We start from the raw sequence: 22,196 nt of genomic DNA on the forward strand, positions 1-22,196 counted from the left end.
AATACTTATACGAGATTATTTTTTGCGTTTGTAATCATTAATTTAATCCGATTTAACTGATTAATCTCTGTCGCAGAGGTATCATAATCAATCGCAACGATATTGCTTTCTGGATACGCCTTTTTAATCTTTTTAAACATACCCTTACCAGCGATATGGTTCGGTAGACACCCAAATGGTTGGGTACAGACAATATTTGGAGCACCGATGTTGATGAGTTCAATCATTTCGGCTGTAAGTAGCCAGCCTTCACCGACATGCATGCCTTTATCAATAACACCATCCGCATAAGACCTTAAGGTGTTATATGAGGTAAATGAATGGAAACCATACTTCGTCAATAACTTACGGACAGTATTTCGCCGATGTTCAATAAAGCGAATTAAGAATTTATAAACCCATTTTGTTAATGTATTTCCACCATATTGTTCAATATCATGGATTGATGAATCAAAGGTGTAGAGGAAAAAGTCTAAAATATGCGGTGTAACAACCTCACATCCTTCATCCCGTAATGTTTTTTCTAAATTGTTATTTCCTAACGGGCTATATTTGACATAAATTTCCCCAACAATCCCTACTTTTGGTTTCTTAACGGAGCGATCAGTCGCAATTTGATTGAAGCGTTTTACCACTTTCTCAAATAACTTTTTAGGATGATAAAACACTTTACGTGCAGGGTAATAAAAATAATCATCAAGTAAACTGTTAACATCTTTATAGACTTGCTCAGTCTCACCTTTTACCACTTCATATGGGGCTATTTCATTATACAACTGCATAATCATATCGCCCATCATTAATCCTGTGATTAGCTTTAATAAGACCGTTGCCGTAATTTTGAAGCCAGGATTTTTTTCAAGTCCCACGGCGTTGACACTAATGATTGGAATAAAGTCATATCCCGCTTGTTTAAAGGCTTTACGGATTAAACTAACATAATTACTTGCACGACACCCGCCACCTGTTTGGGTAATGATTAAGGCTACTTTATGAATATCATACCCACCAGACTGGATCGCATCAATAAACTGTCCAATCACAAGCATTGCAGGAACACAAATATCATTATGTGAGTATTTCATTCCTGTATGAATCACATCAAAACTAGTGTTTTCTAAAATCTCTGCTTTATAGCCTTCACTTTCTAAAATAGGGATAAAGTATCTAAAGTGATAAGGGGCCATACTCGGTATTAGTATCGTGTATTCTTTTTTCATCTCTTCGGTGAAAAGGAGACGACCCGTGTCGTCGTATTCTAACTTAGCCATTATCTGGGTCTCCTTCCATCGTTGAGAGTAAACTTCGAATACGGATATTTGCCGTACCTAGGTTATTGACTTCATCAATTTTGATTTGTGTATACCGTTGATGATGAGATTCTAAGATATGTTTAATTTCATCAGAGGTAATGGCGTCTAATCCACACCCAAAAGATACTAATTGAATCATATTGGCATTCGGAACATGTGCGATAAACTTCGCGCTATCATAGAGTCTTGTGTGATATGTCCATTGGTTTAAGACATTGACAGATTCTTGATTAGCCTTTGTATTAACACTATCTTCACTAATCACAACGACATCTAAACTTCGCATAAGTTTCGGTAAACCATGATTGATTTCTGGGTCGATATGATAGGGTCTACCGGCTAATAATATAATGTTTTTATGATGCTCTTTCGCATACTTTAAGGCCCTTTCGCCCTCTTTTATAACATCTTCTCGGTAATCTTGATAGGCTTTAATAGCCTTATCATATGCCTGTTTCACAGCTCTTTTTTTAAGAGGTAAGACATCTTTAAATACATCAATTAAGTTTTTGACAAAGTGAGTTTTGTTATTAAAAGATAAATAGGGTTTAAAATATCGTTTTTGATCAATATGTTCAAGATTGGCATCAATCACTTCTGGATAAAAGGCAACGACAGGACAGTTATATTCATTGTCTCGATAATCTTTTTCAACCACATTAAACGGCATATTAGGATAAAAAATGGCATCGATGTCTTTAGTCAGTAAGTTTTCAATATGACCATGAACGAGTTTAGCGGGATAACATGCTGTATCACTCGGGATACTGTTTTGTCCAAGTTCATACAGTGCTTTATTAGACCGATCACTATAGATAACTTCAATATTTAAATCTTCAAATAGTGTCTGCCAAAAAGGGATGTTTTCATACATATTAAGGACAAGTGGAATCCCGATTGTGTAGTTGTAGTCATTTAAATGATTCGAAGTATACGAAATAATTTTATTATATTTATATAAATAAAGGTTTGGAATATCATCTTTATGTTGGGTAATACCAGCTCCGCGTTCACAACGGTTCCCAGAAATATATTTGTGATCTTTAAACATATTGATGGTTAATTGGCAATTGTTGTTACATTGACGACAGACGGCATTTTTAGTTTCGTATGTAAAATCTTTTAACCCATTAAATGTGACGATACGACTGACTGTATCCGTGGCGTGTTCCTTTGCGACAATCGCAGCGCCAAACGCTCCCATTAATCCTGCGATATTCGGGCGCGTAACAGTCATACCAATTTCTTTTTCAAAGGCGCGTAATACGGCATTATTATAAAAAGTTCCCCCTTGAACAATGATGTTTTCACCTAAATCTCGTTTTACATTGGTGGTTCTAATGACTTTGTATAAGGCGTTTTTTACCACACTATAAGCGAGTCCTGCGCTAATATCTTTTGTCGGTGCAGCGTCTGCTTGTGCTTGTTTAACACCACTGTTCATGAACACAGTACAGCGACTTCCTAAATCAACAGGTTGAGTTGCCTCTAATGCAAGTTCAGCAAAGGCTTTGATGTCATAGCCCATACTCGTTGAGAATGTCTCTAAAAACGAGCCACAACCGCTTGAACACGCTTCATTTAGAATAATTGATGTAATCATCCCATCGTCTAATTTAAAGCATTTCATATCTTGGCCACCAATATCAATGATAAAATCAACATCAGGATTAAAGAACTGTGCTGCTTTTGCGTGACAGATTGTTTCGACTTCATTGCCATCCAGGGTAAAGGCATGTTTAATCAGTTCTTCACCGTATCCAGTACTATAAGCTCCCTTAATAACAACTTCTTTTGGCATGGATTGGTATAATTCAGATAGGGCATGCTTGATGATTTCAATCGGATTCCCTTGGTTATGTGAATAATAATAATGAAGAATCTCATTATCGTCTGAAATTAGGACCATTTTCGTTGTTGTGCTCCCGGCATCAATACCTAAATAGGCATTACCATGATATGTATCTAGTGAGCGTTCTTTTACGGCGTTTTTATTATGTCGGTCAATGAATGTTTGAAGTTCTTCTTTGTCTTTAAATAGAGCAGGTAAAGTTTTTCTTACTTTTTTTCTATTGTTTTGGTCATGCAAAATAACCCGTTCAATTAAGTGGTCGATTAAGAGCTCTGATGTGTCAGCCTCTAAGGCTGCGCCATAGGCGACAAAGACTTCACCGTTTTCAGGAATAAACACATCCTCCAGATGCAATGTAGTAATGAAACGTTGGCGTAGTTCGCTAGAAAACGTTAATGGGCCTCCTAAAAAAGCAACGCGTCCTTCTATTGTTCTTCCTTGGGATAGGCCTGCGATTGTTTGGTTGACGATTGCTTGATAAATACTGGCTGCGATGTCCGCATGACTCGCGCCTTGATTCAACAATGGTTGAATATCGCTTTTAGCAAAAACACCACATCGAGAAGCAATAGGATATATTTTTTGATGTGCTTTAGCTAAGTCATTTAATTCAGGTGTTTGGCGGTTGATCAGTGTCGCCATTTGATCGATAAAAGCGCCAGTTCCACCTGCACACGTTCCGTTCATGCGTTGTTCAATGTTATTCCCATCAAAAAAAATGATTTTTGCATCTTCTCCCCCGAGTTCGATACAAACATCAAAATGTCCTCCATCTTCTTTTAAAGCCATTGTGGCACTAATGACTTCTTGTGTAAACTGCACATTTATGCCTTTCGCAAGTAGCATACCGGCACTCCCCGTAAAATTCACCATCATCGTTTCTTCAGGAAAATGTTGATCAACGGTTTTTAAAAGTGTTAATAAGGATGATGTAATTGAGCTTTTATGGCGTAAATAGTCTTTATAGACGATCTTATTTGCCTCATCTATAATAACTGTTTTTATGGTTGTGCTTCCAATATCAATACCAATTCGTTTCATATTTAGCCCCCATGTCAGTCAATATGTCATAATATTATTGTACAATAAATTGAGAAATTTTAAACAGTTTAATTTGAAAAGATTGTATGTAAGCCATTTCACGCTAAATATTTTGACAAAAGACAGTAAATAGCGTATAGTGATATTGCTCACGCAGTTCGTAACCATCCTGCGATAACAAAACTAGGAGGAATAAATAATGAGTAATGAAGTACTATGGTTATTATTTGCCTTGGTGAATTTTTTATTAATCACAACGGCATATAAATTATTTGGTAAAACGGGCTTATTTGCCTGGATTGCCCTCGGCACTATTTTGGCTAATATTCAAGTATTAAAAAGTATTGATTTATCGGTTGCGGGGATTACCTTAGCCGCAACGCTTGGTAATATCATGTATGGGACACTGTTTTTAGTGACAGATGCCTTAGGTGAGAAATACGGGATTAAAGATGCAAGACGGGCTGTGACTATCGGATTCTTTAGTTTAATTACAACCGTTATTGTGATGTCTATGGCATTAATGTTTACCCCTAACGAAGCTGATTTTGCGGACGGGGCATTACGGACAATCTTTGAACTTGTACCAGGACTTGCGGTCGCAAGTCTTGTTGCATACTTAGCATCACAGTTTTTAGATGTTTATTTATTTGAAAAGATTAAGACAAAACTACCAGACAAATCATTTTTATGGATTCGTAATAACGGATCAACCTTGATTAGTCAATTCGTCGATACATCCATCTTTGTATCGATTGCGCTACTGTTTGGTGTCTTTCCACAATCTTTAGCACGTGACATTTATATCACAACCTATGTCATCAAAGTAATTGTTGCGATGCTTGATACCCCATTTGTCTATTGGATCAAATCGATTAAGCCATTATCAGATTAGAAGGAGACTCTCCTTCTTTTTTTTGTAAAAACCATTGTAAACGCTATCATAATCGTATATAATGTGTATAGCATTCACAAGGAGATGATGACATGGACAAGAAATATGTGGCTCCACCATACCGTATCAAGATGGTTGAGCCAATTAAAGTTACGACCCGAAAAGAACGCGAAAAATATCTTAAAGAAGCAGGGTACAATCTGTTTAGTTTACGCAGTGAAGATGTGTATATTGATTTACTCACAGATAGTGGCACAGGCGCAATGAGTCACCATCAATGGGGTGCATTGATGCAAGGTGACGAAGCTTATGCAGGGAGCCGTAGTTTTTATAAACTAGAATCAGTCGTTAAAGAAATTACTGGCTATAAATACGTTATCCCAGCACATCAAGGACGTGGGGCTGAACAAGTTATGTTACCCCAATTGGTTGATAAAGAGGGGATGTATTTTATTTCAAATATGCATTTTGATACGACTCGAGCACATGTTGAATTAGCGGGTGCTAGGGCTCTTGATTGTGTTATAGATGCCTGTTTTGATACAGAAACGTATCATCCATTTAAAGGGAATTTTGACTTAGAACAACTTGAGTATTTAATCCAAGACAAAAAACCTGAAAATGTTGCTGGTATTATTATGACCATAACCAACAATAGTGCTGGGGGACAACCTGTAAGCCTTGAGAATATGAAGCATGTGAGAGAGTTAGCAGACAAATACAATCTCACGGTATTGATAGATGGTGCCCGTTATGCTGAAAATGCTTATTACATTAAACAACGGGAAGCGGCTTATCACGATAAAAGTATACAAGACATCGCTAAAGAGACTTTTGATTTAGCTGATATCTTTTTGATGAGTAGTAAAAAAGATGGGCTGGTAAATATTGGGGGTCTCATTGCGATTAAAGATAATGAGTCATTATTCAATAAATGTCGTACTTATATCGTTCCGATGGAAGGTTTTCCAACATATGGCGGGCTTGCTGGCCGCGATATGGAGGCCTTAAGTGTTGGATTAAAAGAAGCGCTTGAAGAGCCATATTTAGAACACCGTCTTGATCAGGTTAGGTATTTAGGTGAACGCTTAAGAACGGCTGGTGTACCTGTACAATATCCCATCGGAGGCCATGCAGTGTTTGTTGATTGTAAAAAATTTGCACCGCATATCCCTTATGATCAGTTTCCAGCACAAGCTGTCTGTAATGCCGTATATTTAGAGGCGGGTATTCGTCCGGTTGAAATTGGGAGTTTCCTATTAGGAAGAGATCCTGATACCTTAGAAAACTTAGAGAGTCCAATGGAGTTGATGCGGTTAACAATTCCTAGAAGAACATATACATATAAGCATTTAGATGTTGTCGCAGAAGCTGTTATTAGTGTCTATAATTCACGTGAATCATTGAAGGGATTAACCTTTACTTATGAACCACCAGTATTAAGACATTTTACAGCCAGATTAAAACCTATTGATTAATAGAGTTAATTGTATTATAATGGGTATGTTAGATTATTCAACTTAGGAGGAAAAGCAATGTTTATATTAGAAAGTTATACCAAGTTTTTCACACGCATTTTAGATTTTATGGGTGTATCGAGTAGAAAAGAATTTTGGCCTATATTTCTTACCAATGCCTTAATTGTGACGTTATTACGCGTTATGTCAGCGCAAGTTAGTGGCGTATTTGGAACGATATCAATCGTGTTCGGATTAATTATCTTAATCCCATCGATTACACTTGGCATCCGCCGTTTACACGATATTCACAAAAGTGGTTGGAATATGCTTCTACACTTCATTCCAGTGTTTGGTTCTATTTATTTAATCGCTTTATGGGCTCAACCTGGCGACTTATCAAACGTTGATAAAACACTTAACTAAACCTATTTAAAAAAGTACCCGCTGGGGTACTTTTTTTATATATTAAGATGATTGACATTCCGGACATAAGCCGCGTAGTACGACTTCTTCATTTTCAATCTGAAACGCATGTAAGTTATCTTTATTCAATACTGTCTTGACATGTGGAATATCATAAATATTATGACATTCATTACAGATGAAATGGGAATGATTATCTAATAAGAGTTCGTATTGTTTTTGATTTGTGGCCATTGGAATAGCCCGCACCAAATTATGCTCAACAAAGAGATTTAATACATTATAGACAGTTGTTTTTGATAATGTTGGAATCTCTTTTTTGACGTTTTTATAGATATCATCAACCGTTGGATGATGTTTATCTTGTGAGTTGTGCATATAGTTAAATATTGATTTCCGGGTAATCGATGGACTAATATGATGCGCCTGACAGAGTTTTTTGAATGTGTGTTGCATAGAAAATCCTCCTTTTATACTTGTAATTATTTCAATATTATAATAGCATCAAATAGTTATAATGTAAAACTTTGTACACAAAAATACTAGCAATTGCTTGCTAGTAAGGGGTTATGTGATTAACATACTGTCTCCAAAACTGAAGAAACGATAGTGTCTCTTGATTGCTTCTTGATAAGCATTCATAATAATATCTTTAGACGCTAGGGCACTAACAAGCATTAATAATGTTGATTTAGGTAAATGAAAGTTTGTAATAAGTGCATCGATTGCTTGAAAGTCATATCCTGGATAGATGAATATATCGCTATAGCCACTGGTTTCGATAAATTTATCGTGTTTCTTTATAATCGTCTCAAGTGTTCTAAGCGAGGTTGTCCCTACAGCAACAATACGTTGATTGTTTTGCTTAGCTTTGTTTAAGATATCTGCTGTAACTTGTGACATATGGTAATATTCTTCATGCATTTTATGTTCTTTAATATTATCGACACTAACAGGACGAAAGGTTCCTAATCCGACATGTAATGTAACATGTACAATGGTAATACCTGCCGTTTCTAATTCGTTTAAGAGTTCTTTTGTAAAATGAAGCCCAGCAGTTGGCGCAGCCGCACTCCCTTTCACCTTGCTATAGACAGTTTGGTAACGATCGGGATCTTCTAGCTTTTCATGGATATAAGGGGGCAGTGGCATTTCACCAAGCGCTTCTAATATTTCATAAAAAACACCATCGTAAAGCATTTTGAATTCACGGATACCTTGATCATGCACAGCGACACATTCTGCTTTTAAGCGACCATCACCAAAGGTAACAAGTGTGCCAACTTTGATTTTTTTAGCCTTGCGAACCAAACATTCCCATAAATCGTCATGTTTTTGTTCTAATAATAAGACTTCAATCGATGCGCCAGTTGCTTCTTTAGTTCCAAATAATCTTGCCGGAATAACTGATGTGTTGTTTAAAACTAGAACATCGTCTTTTTTTAAATACGATAAAATGTTTGAAAATATATCGTGCTGTGTGTTACCGGTTGTTTTATCAAGGACCATTAATCGTGAATCACTACGATTTTTTAAGGGTGTTTGCGCAATTAAATTATCGGGAAGTTCATAATTAAAATCTTCTAACTTCATTAAAATAACCTCATGTTATGTTTTTTCTTTAGGTGTTTATAGGCTTTATCTGTTGCGACACGACCTCTTGGGGTACGCTTAATAAAACCAATTTGTAATAAGTAGGGTTCATAGACATCTTCTATTGTTGTAGGTTCTTCTCCGATGGATGCGGCTAAACTTTCTAGTCCGACAGGGCCACCTTCAAAGTTTTCTATAATCCCGAGTAAATACGCATGATCTTTGGCATCAAGACCAATATGATCAATATGTAATTTATCGAGTGCAAGCTCGCACATATCTTTAGAAATTACGCCATCATTTAAAACATCGGCAAAATCTCTGACACGGCGGAACAAACGATTGGTAATTCGGGGTGTACCCCGGCTTCTTCTAGCAATTTCAGAGGTAGCATCTTCATGAATGGTTGTGTCATATATCCGCGCTGTTCTTGCACAAATTTCAGTAAGTTCATTTTCAGTATAGTAAGTTAACTTGTGTACAACACCAAAACGATCACGTAAGGGGGCACTTAAATCACCGAAACGCGTTGTTGCACCTACAAGGGTAAAAGGTGGCAACTCAACACGGATAGATTTTGAGGTAGCATCATGCCCAACGACGATATCAATGACAAAATCTTCCATCGCAGGATACAGAATTTCTTCAACAATACGAGGGAGACGATGAATTTCATCAATAAATAGGATATCACCAGGTTCTAGACTTGTTAAAATAACCGCCAAATCACCACTACGCTCGATTGATGGTCCACTGGTTACTTTTATATTGACACCAATCTCATTGGCGATGATGTTCGCCATAGTTGTTTTCCCTAGGCCAGGTGGGCCATAAAGCAAAACATGATCAAGTGACTCATTCCGATGTTTTGCGGCAGTGATAAAGATATTCATCATCTCTTTCACTTCGCTTTGACCAATATACTCAGTTAAGTACTTCGGTCGTAAGGAATGGTTTTCGATATCTTCAGCTAAGGGTTCTTCTGTAAATACATTTTCATTCATATGCAACACCTCATGCAAATTATACAATAAATAGCCATTTTTGCCAACTATTTTATGTTTCTTCTCATAATAAAAACTCGATATTGTATATTTTTCTGTTCTGTGATAAAATTATGTAAAGGAACGGCTTAATTAGAACATATCAAGGAGGTGCACAAATGGGCAAAGATGGATTACAGTCATATGATATCGGATCATACGATATACAAATTGACTACGATAAAAAGACAACACCAATTGAAAAGAAAATTCAGACATTAGAAAAAAGACACCAACAAAAGTCTGATCGAGCCCACAAGGCTTTTTTAAAGAAACAACAAACAACAGACAAAAAAATTAACACCTTACGCGAAAAAAACATTGTGCGCAACCAAAAACTTGATAAAGCCACGGAGAATAAAGTTGAGAAAGTCCAAAAGAAAATTACACGTGCTAAAGACGATTATGATAAATTTGTTGAAGCAAAAATCACCGAAAGAGATGCTAAAATTGCCCATCACCAAGAAGAGATTGATAACTTAAAGGTTGCTGAACAGGAAGATATCCAAGAGATTCAACAAAAATACAAAGAGAATATCTCTTCATATGTTGAGAAACTTGATATTTATAATGATAACTATGAAGATAATATTGATCACTATCAAAAAGAGATTGACGCTTTCTTATCGGAATTAAACGAACATCAAGAAAATATTAAAAATCATCAACACGCTACGCTTGATGCTTTGAACGATCAGTTTCGCGCATTTAATGGCTTGATAGAATCACGTAAAAACACACGCAACAAAGAGTTTTCAACGCATATTTCTGAAAGCATGTCATATACTAATAAAGTGCGTCATGAAGCAAATAACCAAATTCAAAAACTACGGGAATTTATTACATCATTCACTCAAAATATGACAGAACACTACGAATCCGAAATAGAACAATATAATACTTATATTAAAGAGAAAAAGCTAGCCCATAGTCAAAAAATAGAGTTGATTGATAAAGATAAATCGATTCAGTTAGAAAAACTTATGAATCAAAAAGAAGAATTGAGCGATTCTAATAATAAAAAAGCATTGAAGCATGTGGATATGAAAATCAACCTTTTTGAAGAACGGGCTAAGATATCAAAACAATTTGAAACAAACCTATTTAATCACCAACTAACGTTTCTTAAAGATGAAAAAAAGCGTGTCATTGAATGGCGTGATCATGAAAAAATCAACTTGAAGAAATTAGAAATATTTTTAGAACTAGACCAACAAGAAATAAAAGATTTTGTTGAGTATTATGATGAGACAAACCAAGCATTATTAAATGGGCAAAAGCAATTAGAGATGGATCAGTTTGATGCGATTAAACAACATGAGTCACGGCGTAAAGCATATCTTGAGTCACAACTTGAAGCATATACAGCCTATCAAGACGCATTGATTCAATTAAATGACACACATTTAAATGTATTAACAGACCATTATCATGAGGTTGATAAAATCAACCAATTCCTCGATACAGCTGAGCCTAAAAAAGAAATTGAAGTGAACCAACTAAAAGAACGACTAGAAATTAAGGAAACCAAACAACGTTTTGCTGTGAAGTATGCAAAACAGAATCATGATATTGCCTTGATTAAAATTGATTATGATACCCAGTTTGAACTTGAAGCCATTGAACGTGATCAAACAATCGCTCATTTTCAACAGTCGATTGATAAACTTTATTTAGAACGCGATTACGACAAAGAAGTTAATGAGGCGAAATTACAATATGACATTGCCTCAGAACATCACAAAGTTTTGATGAATAACCGTAAATTAGAGCGCCGTTTGTTGGACAGTCAGTTTGATACAAAGGAACAGATTTTAACACATCAAAAAGAGATTGCAGAACTAGATGTCCTAAGAGAAAATGCATTAGAACAAAAAGAACTAGAGTATGAGATAAAAACCATTAAAAACGAAGCAAATTATAAAATCGAAGTCATTAACAAAGGTCTTGAAGAAGACTTATTAAAGCATGAAGAGGATCTAACTAAAATCCGTAATGAAATAAATGCTTATAAGGTAAATCTTGATACGATGATTCATAACAAAAAAGCGGATATTGAACAACGTAAGCAATCGATTCTTGATCAGTATCAAGAGAATTTAAGTAAAATTGATGATGCCTTGCAACGTGAAATTAAAGATCCAAAAATACGTTTAGAAGAATCAAAACACTTGATTGATACCCGTATTGAAACATTTAATAAACTCAATATTAACTTTGTGAAACATATGAATGACTTACTCGCACCATATCAAGCGACTGCTTCTTTTGATATTGAGACTGCGAGAAAAAATGTTTTAAAAGATATGCGTTTTCAATCACATGTAACAGATTATATTAAAGAATCGTATACGATATTAAATGATGCTGTAACATTTATGCATGATATAACGTTACGCCGTATCGATAACAAAATATCACAAACACGAGATAAATCTGCCTTAAAGAAACTGAAAAAACAACGTCAAAAAGCCATTGATAAATATAAACGTGAGAGTAAAGACATTACAACAGCTACTAAAGATTATGTCGTTGTAATGACATCGCGCTTAGATACTGCATGGAAAAAATTTAAAAAGGCCAATATTACCTCTCATGATATATTTATAGAGAAGTTAACTGTCCTTTATCACCAAATATTTGATGTATTAAAACACTTTCAAGAAAATGTCATTAAAGAAACTAAAATGAAATACGAACCACTCACTGAAACAGATCAAAAGATGATTGAATATGCAAAAGAGAGTGCTATCAAAGCAAAAGCAAAAATCAAAGCATCACAAGCCAATGCTTTAGCCCCATTAGATGATGAATTTAATGCGTTTGTTAAAGATAAACAAGCGCAAAAAGAACAAGAGCTTAATGCATTGTATAAATCCCGTGATGAACTTAAAGCTACCATCCAGCACTTAAAGAATGAGGCATTACAGAAAGTTAAAGAAGTGAATCATGTTAAGACGCAAAAACTTGCACCTAAGTTCGAGAAGAAATCTGCTTTAGAAGCCTCGTTAGAGGCTGATGTTGCTAAGCGGAAAAAAGCGATAGATGATGGCATTAGTCAGCTAAAAGAACTGTACAATCAAAAAGTACGTGTTTTAGACGATAAGAATACCGAAGCTAAAACGATACTTTCTTACGAAGAAAATATTTATAAAATGGCTCAAGAAAGTGCTAAAACACGCCTTTCAGATAATATTGAAAAGGCCCAAAATGCCTACCGTGCAACCATGCAAAAACTAGCCAAAAAACAAGGGCGAATCGAGTCAAATAAGAAAGAACAAACCCGTGATGTAAAAGCACATCTTAAAGACACCTCACGCGTGGATGAGATTACGACTGAAGTCAGTATTAAACAACAGATCCAAGATGTTAAACATCGCATTGATAATGAAGTTACTGACAAAGAAAATGAATTAGCACAATTACATGATAAAATTCATACCTTACTCCAAGCTGCTGAAGACACACTTTATACCAAACTACAAAAAACAAAAGATGCTTTAACTGAGAATCTAGAGCATTATCTTGATGATTGCCAAGCGTATATTGAACACTATAATGCCTTTGCAAGTCAAGATAATTCATTAACTATAAATAATCTTACAAGCTTTAAAGCCGCCTTAAACACTGTTAAAGCAGAAAAATATGTAACTACTACTGACGCGTTAGAAAAGACTAACAAATCACTTTTTGAAGAGGAGGAATAATATGGCAAAAGACAAAGACCTTTCTTTACCAAAAGTGATTAAAGATGCTGATAAACAAATCTCAACAATCATTGAAAAAGATATTGAGGCTGAGTCAAAACTTCTTAAGCAATTAGTAGATGATGTCCTCGAAGCGAATATGGAGATTAAAAAACGTAATAACGAGCGTATTACCTCAACACGTCGTAAGTTACGCGAGCTTAATGAGGAGATTGAAGCCTTAAATCACACGATTGATACCGTTGATCGTGAGACGGTTGTCGAACAGTTAAATCACATGATTGATGCAGAGAATATTATATACAATGCGAAGAAACAAATTCGTTTTTTTGAACAAGTACAATTATCTGATCGCCTCAATACAACAAAAACCCTTTATCACCAGTTTCATAACCAGGTTCTAACAATGAAAACTACTGAATTGGCTTTTAGTGATTTGTTTAGTGAGCACAATATGATTCTATTTGGCCAACAAAAAGCCTTAACTGAAGAGGTTGTGTCACATTTTGTGCATAACCATCAAGAAAAAATCCAAACCATAAAAGACCAACTTGATGCACTAGGTGAAAAGCGCACACAATTAATTAATGAAGAGAAAAGTTATTTTAACACCATCGAACAGAAGCTTGAAAGGATCGATGACATAAAAGCTGCTTCTTCTGCACATTTCTCTGATGTTGAAGACGATATTAATATAAGTGAAAAAGTTGAACAAGACCATCAAAATAAACTCAAACAGATTGAAGAGAAAAAAGAAACGTTAAAAGATACTTACGAAGCTAAACAAATGGAAATTAAACAAAACTTTGCAACCTACTATCAAAAACAAAAAGAAAAACTTGAAGCTAATAATAAAGAGGTCATTGAACAAGAAAAAGCAGACATCAAAAATAAGAATGAACAATTAAAAAAAATTAAACTACGTATTATTGACGCAGAAAAGAAACAGAATTATGGCAAAGTCCAACAACTTATGCGTGAGTATGACCAAGTTGAAAAATCTAAAAAAACGAAAGTTGTCAGTAAAACAGAAAAAGAATTAGAAATTACAACACGCAAACAAAAAGAAAAAACGATTGATGCACTACGTGATCTCAAACTTAAATATGAAAAAGATTATATGCATCAAGAATATTTATTAGAACTTGCTGACATTGAATATGAAGAAGCCAAAATATTGTATAAAATCAAACAAGATCGGGATGCCTTACAAGACAATATGACAATAAGTAAAAATGTCTTTAATGAACTGACAGAATTACTGAAGACAAGAAAACATAAAGGCGATATAATCGCAAAAAAAAGATTAAAACTACGTTTAGAAGAATTAGACGTTATGAAATCTTATGAACATATTGAATATAGTGATTATGACTTTTATCAGCCACTACTTGAGGGCTTATTTAAAATGAGTAAGAAACGCTATGAACAATTAGTTCAAGAGATTCCATCCTTTCAGAGATTATCACACTTTCAACAATATTATGTAGATTTACAAAAAGCGCAGCTCGATTTTTACCAACAAGTTGAACAACTTGATCGGCAAATTTTAAATAAACAAAATCAATCCATTATTGAAATTGAGAAACAAAAAGAATCCATAAATTCAGAGATTATCTATCAAGAATCCTTAATCTCTGTGGCTCAAAAAGAAAATGAACTACAACGTATTAAAGTCAATGCCTTATATGAAAACGAGCGTTCCTTAGCTGAAGAACAGGCTGACCGCATTGAACTTGGGATAAAGGTTAATGATACGTTTGTAAAATCAACCTTAGAAAACCAACTTTTATTCGCTACTCAACAGATGGAATGCGCTAAAAGCGAGTACGATATTAGACTTGAAAATATTGCGCTGACTAAAGAACAAGAGATGGCTTATGCACTGCGTAAAATCGACTATTATAGTCAAAAATATGACTATGATATTCATCAGTTAGAAAATGAACGGGATAAAAAGTTAGAAGATTTAGAATTTAAACGGTTATTATTTACCGATAAAAAAGACAACATAAAAATTGAACAATCAATTGAAAAAATTCAAACATCTTTTGACGAAAAAATTCAGAAAATACAAAAACAACGCGATAGTGACCCCGATATCAAACGATATCAAAAAGTTATCGATGATGCTGAAAAACGCGCTGATGAAGCGATGAATGAGGCAGAAAAACTTAAAAATGAAACAGTCGATGCGTTTCAATTACTATATGATCAAACCAAAACAAAGTTTGATCGCATCAAGAAAACGAATCACGCAGAAGCCACTGAAGGCATTGTACCACTTCTCAATACGAGTGCTGTTTCTTCTGCCAATGATCGATTGAAAAATGCGGTCGAAGAAGCTGACGAGTTGTATCAAGAGCGCATTCAAAAACCTCAAGAAGAAATTAAAAAACTAAAAGAAGCTTTGCTTAAAATTACAAATGATGAAGAAACGGATGCTTTCATTAAGCAATTAAAAGAGGAAAAAGCATTATTAGCTAAGCAATTGAATACAACAAAATCAAAGCTCAAGCAATCACTTAATGATGCACTTGAAGACTCAGATAATGCCATAAAAGGATTTCCATTAGAAATGATTGAGAGACCTAACCCTGTTAGGACTAAACAACAAATTAATGATGATTATGACGTTATTAAAGAACGTGAAGAACGTGAATATAAAGATCACATCAAAGCCAGTAAATCACAGTTAAAGAAAGATTTGAAGACACATAAGAAAGATGTTAAACGGCTAAATAAAGCAATCAAGAAATCTTTAAAACCATACAAGAAATATATTCGATATGCATCTAAAGGGTTACGAGCTGAGAAAAAAGAATTAATGAAGAAACACAAACGTCAGCTTCAAAAACATTTAAAAAAAGTACAAGATCAGTTTATACCCGATTTAGACCTATAAAAAAATGCGCTAATAAGCGCATTTTTATTTTACTTGAGTTTATCTAGAAAACTTTTTCCATGGGGTGGTACCTTCGCATTGAAATTGTCGCTGACAGTCGCAGCAATATCTGCGAATGTTTGTCTTATAGGGATATGACCACTACTTAGCGTATTACCATAGATTAACAGTGGCACATATTCTCTTGTATGATCTGTTCCTTTAAATGTTGGATCATTTCCGTGATCTGCTGTGACCATTAAAAGATCATCATCTTTTAAGTTATCCATTAGAATTTGTAATTGGCCATCAAATTCTTCTAAAGCATCTTTATACCCTTCTGGGTTTCTTCTATGTCCATATAAGGCATCAAAATCCACTAAATTGATATAAGCAAGTCCGTTGAAATCTTTTTTAGCATAGTTGATGAAGTTTTCCATACCTTCTTTATTTGACCCATGACGATAACTTTCAGTGATGCCTTCACCATCATAGATATCATTAATTTTACCAAAGGCAACAACATCTAGGCCTTTATCTTCTAAAAAGTTTAGGGTGGTATCACCATAGGGTTTTAAGGCATAATCATGACGATTTGCGGTACGTTTAAAGTGACCTTTTTTATCGCCCACGAATGGTCTAGCAATAACGCGCCCTACTTTCCACTCATCTTTTAAAGTGATTTCTCGGGCAATTTCACAGGCTTCATATAGTTCGTCTAGACCAATTTTTTCTTCGTGTGCCGCAATTTGTAAAACACTATCTGCGGATGTATAGACAATTAAGTCGCCTGTTTCTAATTGGTGTTCGCCATATTCATCAATAATGACAGTACCACTTTCGGCCTTGTTTCCAACAATATGGCGGCCTGTCCGTTCTTCTAGTTCTTTAATTAATTCGTCTGGAAAGCCGTTTTCTGTGAATGTTATAAAAGGATTTTCAATTTTCAATCCCATGATTTCCCAATGACCAGTCATAGTGTCTTTACCGTTACTAATTTCTTTCATTTTGGTGTAATACCCGAGGGGATCATCAATTGGCTTAACACCATTAATCTCGGTTAAATGACCATATCCTAATTTCTCCATTGTCGGGAGATGAATTGGCCCTGCCACTTCACTGATATGTTTGATGGTATTGCTACCGACATCACCAAACTCATTGGCATCTTCTAATGCTCCGCATCCAACGGAATCAATGACGATTAAAAATACGCGTTTAAACATGTTTATTCCTCCTTATTATGTGATCGGGGATGATACCGATCGTAAACATCTTTTAATTGATTTTTATTTATATGGGTGTAAATTTGTGTAGTTGACACGTCTTCATGCCCAAGTAATTCTTGAACATATCGTAAATCTACGCCGTTTTCAAGTAAATGTGATGCAAAACTATGACGTAGTGTGTGTGGACTGACATCCTTCATAATACCGGCCTTTTTTGTTAAAGTTTTAATGACTTTGTACAGTCCAACACGAGATAACTTGTTCCCTCTACTGTTGATAAATAAAGCCGGTTCATGGTGTTTTTTTAGAGATTGTCTGCCATCTTCTAAATAGCGCTTTAAGGCATAGGCACTTTCTTCTCCTAAAGGCACAATACGCTCTTTATTGCCTTTACCGATAATATCGATAAAGCCGGTATTAATATGTAAATCATTTAAGGATAAATTTAGCAACTCTGAAACCCGCAATCCTGACCCATAGAGAAGTTCTAACATCGCGCGATTGCGTTGTTCTAAAGGGTTATCTCCTTCTGAAGCAACCATTAAAGCATCAATTTCTTTAATGCTTAAGACAGTCGGCAATTTTTTATCTTTTTTGGGTAAGTGAATCCCGAATGCCACATTTTCATCAACTTCTTTTTCTTGAAGTAAGAACCGATGAAACGACCGTATCGCACTTATTTTACGGGCTATACTACTCGCAGCTTCTTCTTTTCGTTTAAGACGATTGAGAAAGTTACGAATGTGTTGTTTAGTAATGGTATCTGGTAAGCTAGTATTATAATTTTTAGTTAAAAAACGTATATATTCATCTAAATCCGACATGTATGATGTGATCGTATTATGCGCAAGACCTTTCGTTATTCGTAAATAATAGCCATATTCTTTTTGTAGTTGCTTAAGCATGTGATCCCTCCACAAAGATACTAAAGACGTTGTTACCAAGTAAACGGCCTTGATTGGTTAATCTTAAATAATCATTTTCAAAGACAACTAGCCCTTGATCAATATAGTGGTTAATATCTGGAAATACACGAAATAGATCAATTTTGTATTTAGCGTTAATCTCCGGCACATAAAGACCACGTGTTAATCTTAGTCCCATCATACAAGCATCTTGTAAAGGGTAACTGGCTTCTTCAAAAATCACATCTGAATAATCTTCACTTGCCTCTAGATACTGTTGGATATTCCTTGTATGATAATAGCGTTTAGGATAAACATAAGAATGTGCGCCAACACCTAGACCGATATAATTTTGGTCTGTCCAATAAAGCATGTTGTGTTTTGATGTATATCCTGGTTTTGCAAAGTTACTAATTTCATAATGAGCATACCCTGCATCGATTAACTTTTCTCTAACTTTAGTATACATCAACGCTTCTGTTTCTTCATCAATAACACGTTCTTGATTATGTGTAACTTGGTGATTTAAGATGGTTTTATCTTCTAAGATTAAAGCATAGTAAGATAAGTGATTCACCTCATACTTTATCGCTTGATCAAGATCGTTTAACACCATCTTTAGTGTTTGACCAGGGTAGGCAAAAATCAAGTCAATACTCACATTGTTGATTCTGTGTTTTCGTAAAAGGGATAGCGCGTTATCAATCATGTTGGTATTATGCGTTCTTCGCATTTTTGTGAGTATCCTATTATCAAATGATTGTACCCCTAAACTAACACGATTTATCCCATAATCTTTAATGGTTTCAATAAATGTTGTTGAGATGTCTTCTGGGTTACATTCAATTGTATATTCTGAGACACCATCTAAATCAACGGTTTTTTGAATCGTTGCTAATACATGACTTAAATCATTAAGAGCTAAACTTGATGGTGTTCCGCCACCTATATAAATAGTACCTACATCTTTGATGGATTCTTTTGATAAGGCAATCTCTTTCACTAATCTATTAATATAAGCATGTTTGCGTTTTGGTTTAGCCACAGTTTTAGCAAAATCACAATAGGTACAAATATCGTGACAAAATGGAATATGGATGTACAGACCGGTCATAAAAACCACCTCATGAATAGTATATCATATGTTGGTTATGATACGAAAAAAGATGAGTAAAAATTACTCATCTAATGAAAGGACACTCAAGAATGCTTCTTGTGGAATTTCAACATTTCCAACATTTTTCATGCGTTTCTTTCCTTCTTTTTGCTTTTCTAATAATTTACGCTTACGTGAAATGTCGCCACCATAACATTTTGCGATAACATTTTTACGTAATGCTTTGATTGTAGAGCGTGCGATAACGCGGCCTTCAATCGCTGCTTGAATAGGTACCTCAAACATATGTCTTGGAATCACTTCTTTAAGTTTTTCTGTAATGGCTTTACCACGACGGTACGCAAAATCTTTAAATACAATCGTTGATAAGGCATCGACAACATTGCCATTAATTAAAATGTCCATCTTAACAAGATGTGTTTGTTTATACTCTTTAAACTCATAGTCAAAGCTTGCATATCCTTTGGTTGAACTTTTTAATCGATCAAAGAAATCATAGACAATCTCTAATAAGGGCATATCATAGGTTAACTCAACGCGCGTTTCATCTAGGTATTCCATATTAATGAAGATGCCTCGCTTATTTTGACAGATTTCCATCGTATTTCCAACAAATTCTTCAGGTGTCATAATCGTTGCTCTTACGTAGGGTTCTTCAATCTTGCTGATATGTTGTGTTTCAGGTAAATCACATGGATTATCGATTTGCACAACATCGCCATCTGTTTTTGTCACGTGATAAATAACACTTGGGCTGGTCGCAATTAAAGGTATATTAAATTCTCGGTTTATTCTTTCTTGGATAATCTCCATGTGAAGTAATCCTAAGAAACCAATTCTAAATCCAAAGCCAAGTGCCTGTGAGGTTTCAGGTTCATAAATTAAAGAAGCATCATTTAACCGTAATTTATCAAGAGCTTCTCTTAAGTCATCATAGTCATTTGAATCTATCGGATAAATCCCGCAAAAGACCATTGGATTAAGCTTTCTATATCCTGGGAGTGGGTTTTCAGTTGGGCGTTGTTTATGGGTAATAGTATCCCCAACATTGACATGATCCACCGTTTTGATTGATGCGACTAAATAACCTACATCCCCCGGACCAAGATACTCCCGTTTTAATTCTTTTGGCGTAAAGACACCGACTTCTAAGACTTCATAACTTTTCTTAGAGGCCATTAAATAGATCATGTCTCCTTTTTGAACAGTCCCTTCTACAACACGTATAGAGGGAATAATGCCGCGGTAACTATCATAGTATGAATCAAACACCAATGCTTTCAAAGGGGCTCTTGGGTCACCTTGTGGTGCGGGAATATAGTGAACAATTTGTTCAAGTATTTCTTGAACACCAACGCCTTCTTTTGCACTGGCTAAAACAGCGTTACTGGCATCTAAGCCAATCACATCTTCGATTTCTTGTCTAACGACATCTGGTCTAGCACTTTGTAAATCTATTTTATTTATCACAGGTAATATTTCAAGATCATTATCTAATGCTAAATATACATTTGCTAAAGTCTGTGCTTCAATTCCTTGTGCCGCATCCACAACTAATACAGCGCCTTCACAGGCAGCCAATGAGCGAGATACTTCATAAGTGAAGTCAACATGACCGGGGGTATCGATTAAATGGAACACATAGCGGTTACCATCTTTGGCTTCATAAGCCACCTCAACCGCATTTAATTTGATTGTAATACCGCGTTCACGTTCTAAATCCATTGAATCCAATAATTGTTCTTTCATTTCCCGTTTTGTGACGGTTTGGGTATGTTCTAAAATACGATCAGCTAAGGTAGATTTACCGTGATCGATATGGGCAATGATTGAAAAATTTCGAATTGTTTTCTGGCGAGTTTCTATTTTTTTATAATCAAGCGTTTTAGACATGTTCTCACCTCCATTTGAGTCCATTATATTGTACTGTATATTGGGCTTAAAATCAACTTATTTTGATGTTCTTGTAAAAACAAAATGTTGGGCATTACTCAATGTTTTGTTAAAGTGATACCCATCTTTATTAAAGGTTTTAAGTGCATTAATATCTGAGATATGTTTCTGTGCACAAAAGCGTAAAAACATCCCTCTTGCCATTTTTGCGTAGGTACCAATGGTTCGGTACTTACCGTTTTTATTTTCTTTAAAACTGATGGTTACTTCTGGCTTTCTAGGTAATAGTTTTGCATATTCCTTTGATGCTAAGTTTATAATGACATTATCCTTAAGCACTCGGTCTATATTCCAATAGTTATATAAATTCTTTTCTAATGGCATTTTAAAATCAAGCCGGTAGGGCATGATTACATCACTTGGTCGTAAGACACCATACATCGCGTCTAAAATAAGCAAATGGTCATTTAAATAACGCATATCTACAGGTGACAAGGTAGTAATATCAAGATACTTAAACACCAATCCTGTATAAGATGCTAATGCTTGTCCTTGTGTTAGATTAGGGTAATCTTGGTAGGTATCATAGGTATCATCTAGTAATTCACCTTTTATTTTCATAAGGATTTTGAGTTCATCTCTTGAATACCCTTTTAGAAGTTGATATAATGTCTTTGCTTCATCTAAAAAGATAGGGTGCGTTTTTGAGATGGTAGCTAAGTCTTTCATTGTTAGTGTCTTACTTGGTGAAATGATAAATTGCATTTACGTCACATCCTTAAATAACTGATACTACTAACTATTATAAGTGTGTGGTATAATAAACTCAAGCAAAAGGAGG

General features: G+C 35.1%; 15 protein-coding genes. 5 read left to right on the forward strand and 10 right to left on the reverse strand.

Translation table 11 applies throughout. The annotated features are described in order from the left end of the window. Positions 1–5: 5 nt before the first annotated feature. A complete protein-coding gene (locus tag UMR38_00370; GenBank protein MEC9484311.1) occupies positions 6–1,271 on the reverse strand; it encodes a hypothetical protein in 1,266 nt (421 codons plus the stop codon). Continuing rightward, positions 1,264–4,206 (reverse strand): acyl-CoA dehydratase activase-related protein, encoded by a 2,943-nt coding sequence (locus tag UMR38_00375; GenBank protein MEC9484312.1) that lies wholly within the window; start codon positions 4,204–4,206, stop codon positions 1,264–1,266. The genes UMR38_00370 and UMR38_00375 overlap by 8 nt, the downstream gene beginning before the upstream one ends. Before the next feature lie 199 nt (positions 4,207–4,405). Between UMR38_00375 and UMR38_00380 the strand changes: the two genes are divergently transcribed. From UMR38_00380 to UMR38_00390, 3 genes are all read left to right on the forward strand, one after another. Beyond that, entirely contained in the window at positions 4,406–5,101 is a 696-nt protein-coding gene (locus tag UMR38_00380) for a queuosine precursor transporter (GenBank protein MEC9484313.1), read from the forward strand. A gap of 92 nt (positions 5,102–5,193) precedes the next feature. Next, entirely contained in the window at positions 5,194–6,579 is a 1,386-nt protein-coding gene (locus UMR38_00385) for a tryptophanase (GenBank protein MEC9484314.1), read from the forward strand. Positions 6,580–6,636: 57 nt separating this feature from the next. Then, on the forward strand, positions 6,637–6,984 hold the full coding sequence (locus tag UMR38_00390) for a DUF805 domain-containing protein (GenBank protein ID MEC9484315.1): 348 nt from the start codon (positions 6,637–6,639) through the stop codon (positions 6,982–6,984). 42 nt (positions 6,985–7,026) lie between these two features. Here the strand turns inward: UMR38_00390 and UMR38_00395 are convergent, their stop codons facing one another. The 3 genes from UMR38_00395 to ruvB form a co-directional block, all read right to left on the reverse strand. Then, positions 7,027–7,440, reverse strand: a complete 414-nt coding sequence (locus UMR38_00395) for a transcriptional repressor (GenBank protein ID MEC9484316.1) — start codon at positions 7,438–7,440, stop codon at positions 7,027–7,029. 111 nt (positions 7,441–7,551) lie between these two features. Then, entirely contained in the window at positions 7,552–8,577 is a 1,026-nt protein-coding gene (queA, locus tag UMR38_00400; protein MEC9484317.1) for a tRNA preQ1(34) S-adenosylmethionine ribosyltransferase-isomerase QueA, read from the reverse strand. Continuing rightward, positions 8,577–9,581 carry a Holliday junction branch migration DNA helicase RuvB gene (gene ruvB / locus UMR38_00405; GenBank protein MEC9484318.1) on the reverse strand — a complete coding sequence of 335 codons (1,005 nt, stop codon included), beginning with the start codon at positions 9,579–9,581 and terminating at the stop codon, positions 8,577–8,579. Before ruvB ends, queA begins: the two co-directional genes overlap by 1 nt. Before the next feature lie 158 nt (positions 9,582–9,739). On the opposite strand from ruvB, the gene UMR38_00410 reads away from it, so the two are divergent. Continuing rightward, positions 9,740–13,327, forward strand: coding sequence for a hypothetical protein (locus UMR38_00410; GenBank protein ID MEC9484319.1), 3,588 nt, complete (start codon positions 9,740–9,742; stop codon positions 13,325–13,327). 1 nt (position 13,328) lies between these two features. Continuing rightward, a complete protein-coding gene (locus tag UMR38_00415) occupies positions 13,329–16,232 on the forward strand; it encodes a hypothetical protein (protein ID MEC9484320.1) in 2,904 nt (967 codons plus the stop codon). A 29-nt stretch (positions 16,233–16,261) separates the two neighbouring features. Here UMR38_00415 and UMR38_00420 read toward each other — a convergent pair whose 3' ends face one another. From UMR38_00420 to UMR38_00440, 5 genes are all read right to left on the reverse strand, one after another. Then, complete coding sequence (locus tag UMR38_00420; protein MEC9484321.1) at positions 16,262–17,437, reverse strand: phosphopentomutase; 1,176 nt, start codon at positions 17,435–17,437, stop codon at positions 16,262–16,264. A gap of 2 nt (positions 17,438–17,439) precedes the next feature. Then, a complete protein-coding gene (gene xerD / locus UMR38_00425; protein ID MEC9484322.1) occupies positions 17,440–18,345 on the reverse strand; it encodes a site-specific tyrosine recombinase XerD in 906 nt (301 codons plus the stop codon). Next, positions 18,338–19,459 (reverse strand): radical SAM family heme chaperone HemW, encoded by a 1,122-nt coding sequence (gene hemW, locus UMR38_00430; protein ID MEC9484323.1) that lies wholly within the window; start codon positions 19,457–19,459, stop codon positions 18,338–18,340. The genes xerD and hemW overlap by 8 nt, the downstream gene beginning before the upstream one ends. A 63-nt stretch (positions 19,460–19,522) precedes the next feature. Then, complete coding sequence (gene lepA / locus UMR38_00435; protein ID MEC9484324.1) at positions 19,523–21,355, reverse strand: translation elongation factor 4; 1,833 nt, start codon at positions 21,353–21,355, stop codon at positions 19,523–19,525. Positions 21,356–21,412: 57 nt separating this feature from the next. After that, entirely contained in the window at positions 21,413–22,120 is a 708-nt protein-coding gene (locus UMR38_00440; protein ID MEC9484325.1) for a YaaA family protein, read from the reverse strand. Positions 22,121–22,196 lie beyond the last annotated feature (76 nt).

The organism is Candidatus Izemoplasma sp., assembly GCA_036172455.1.
Classification (GTDB): Bacteria; Bacillota_I; Bacilli_A; order Izemoplasmatales; family Izemoplasmataceae; genus JAIPGF01.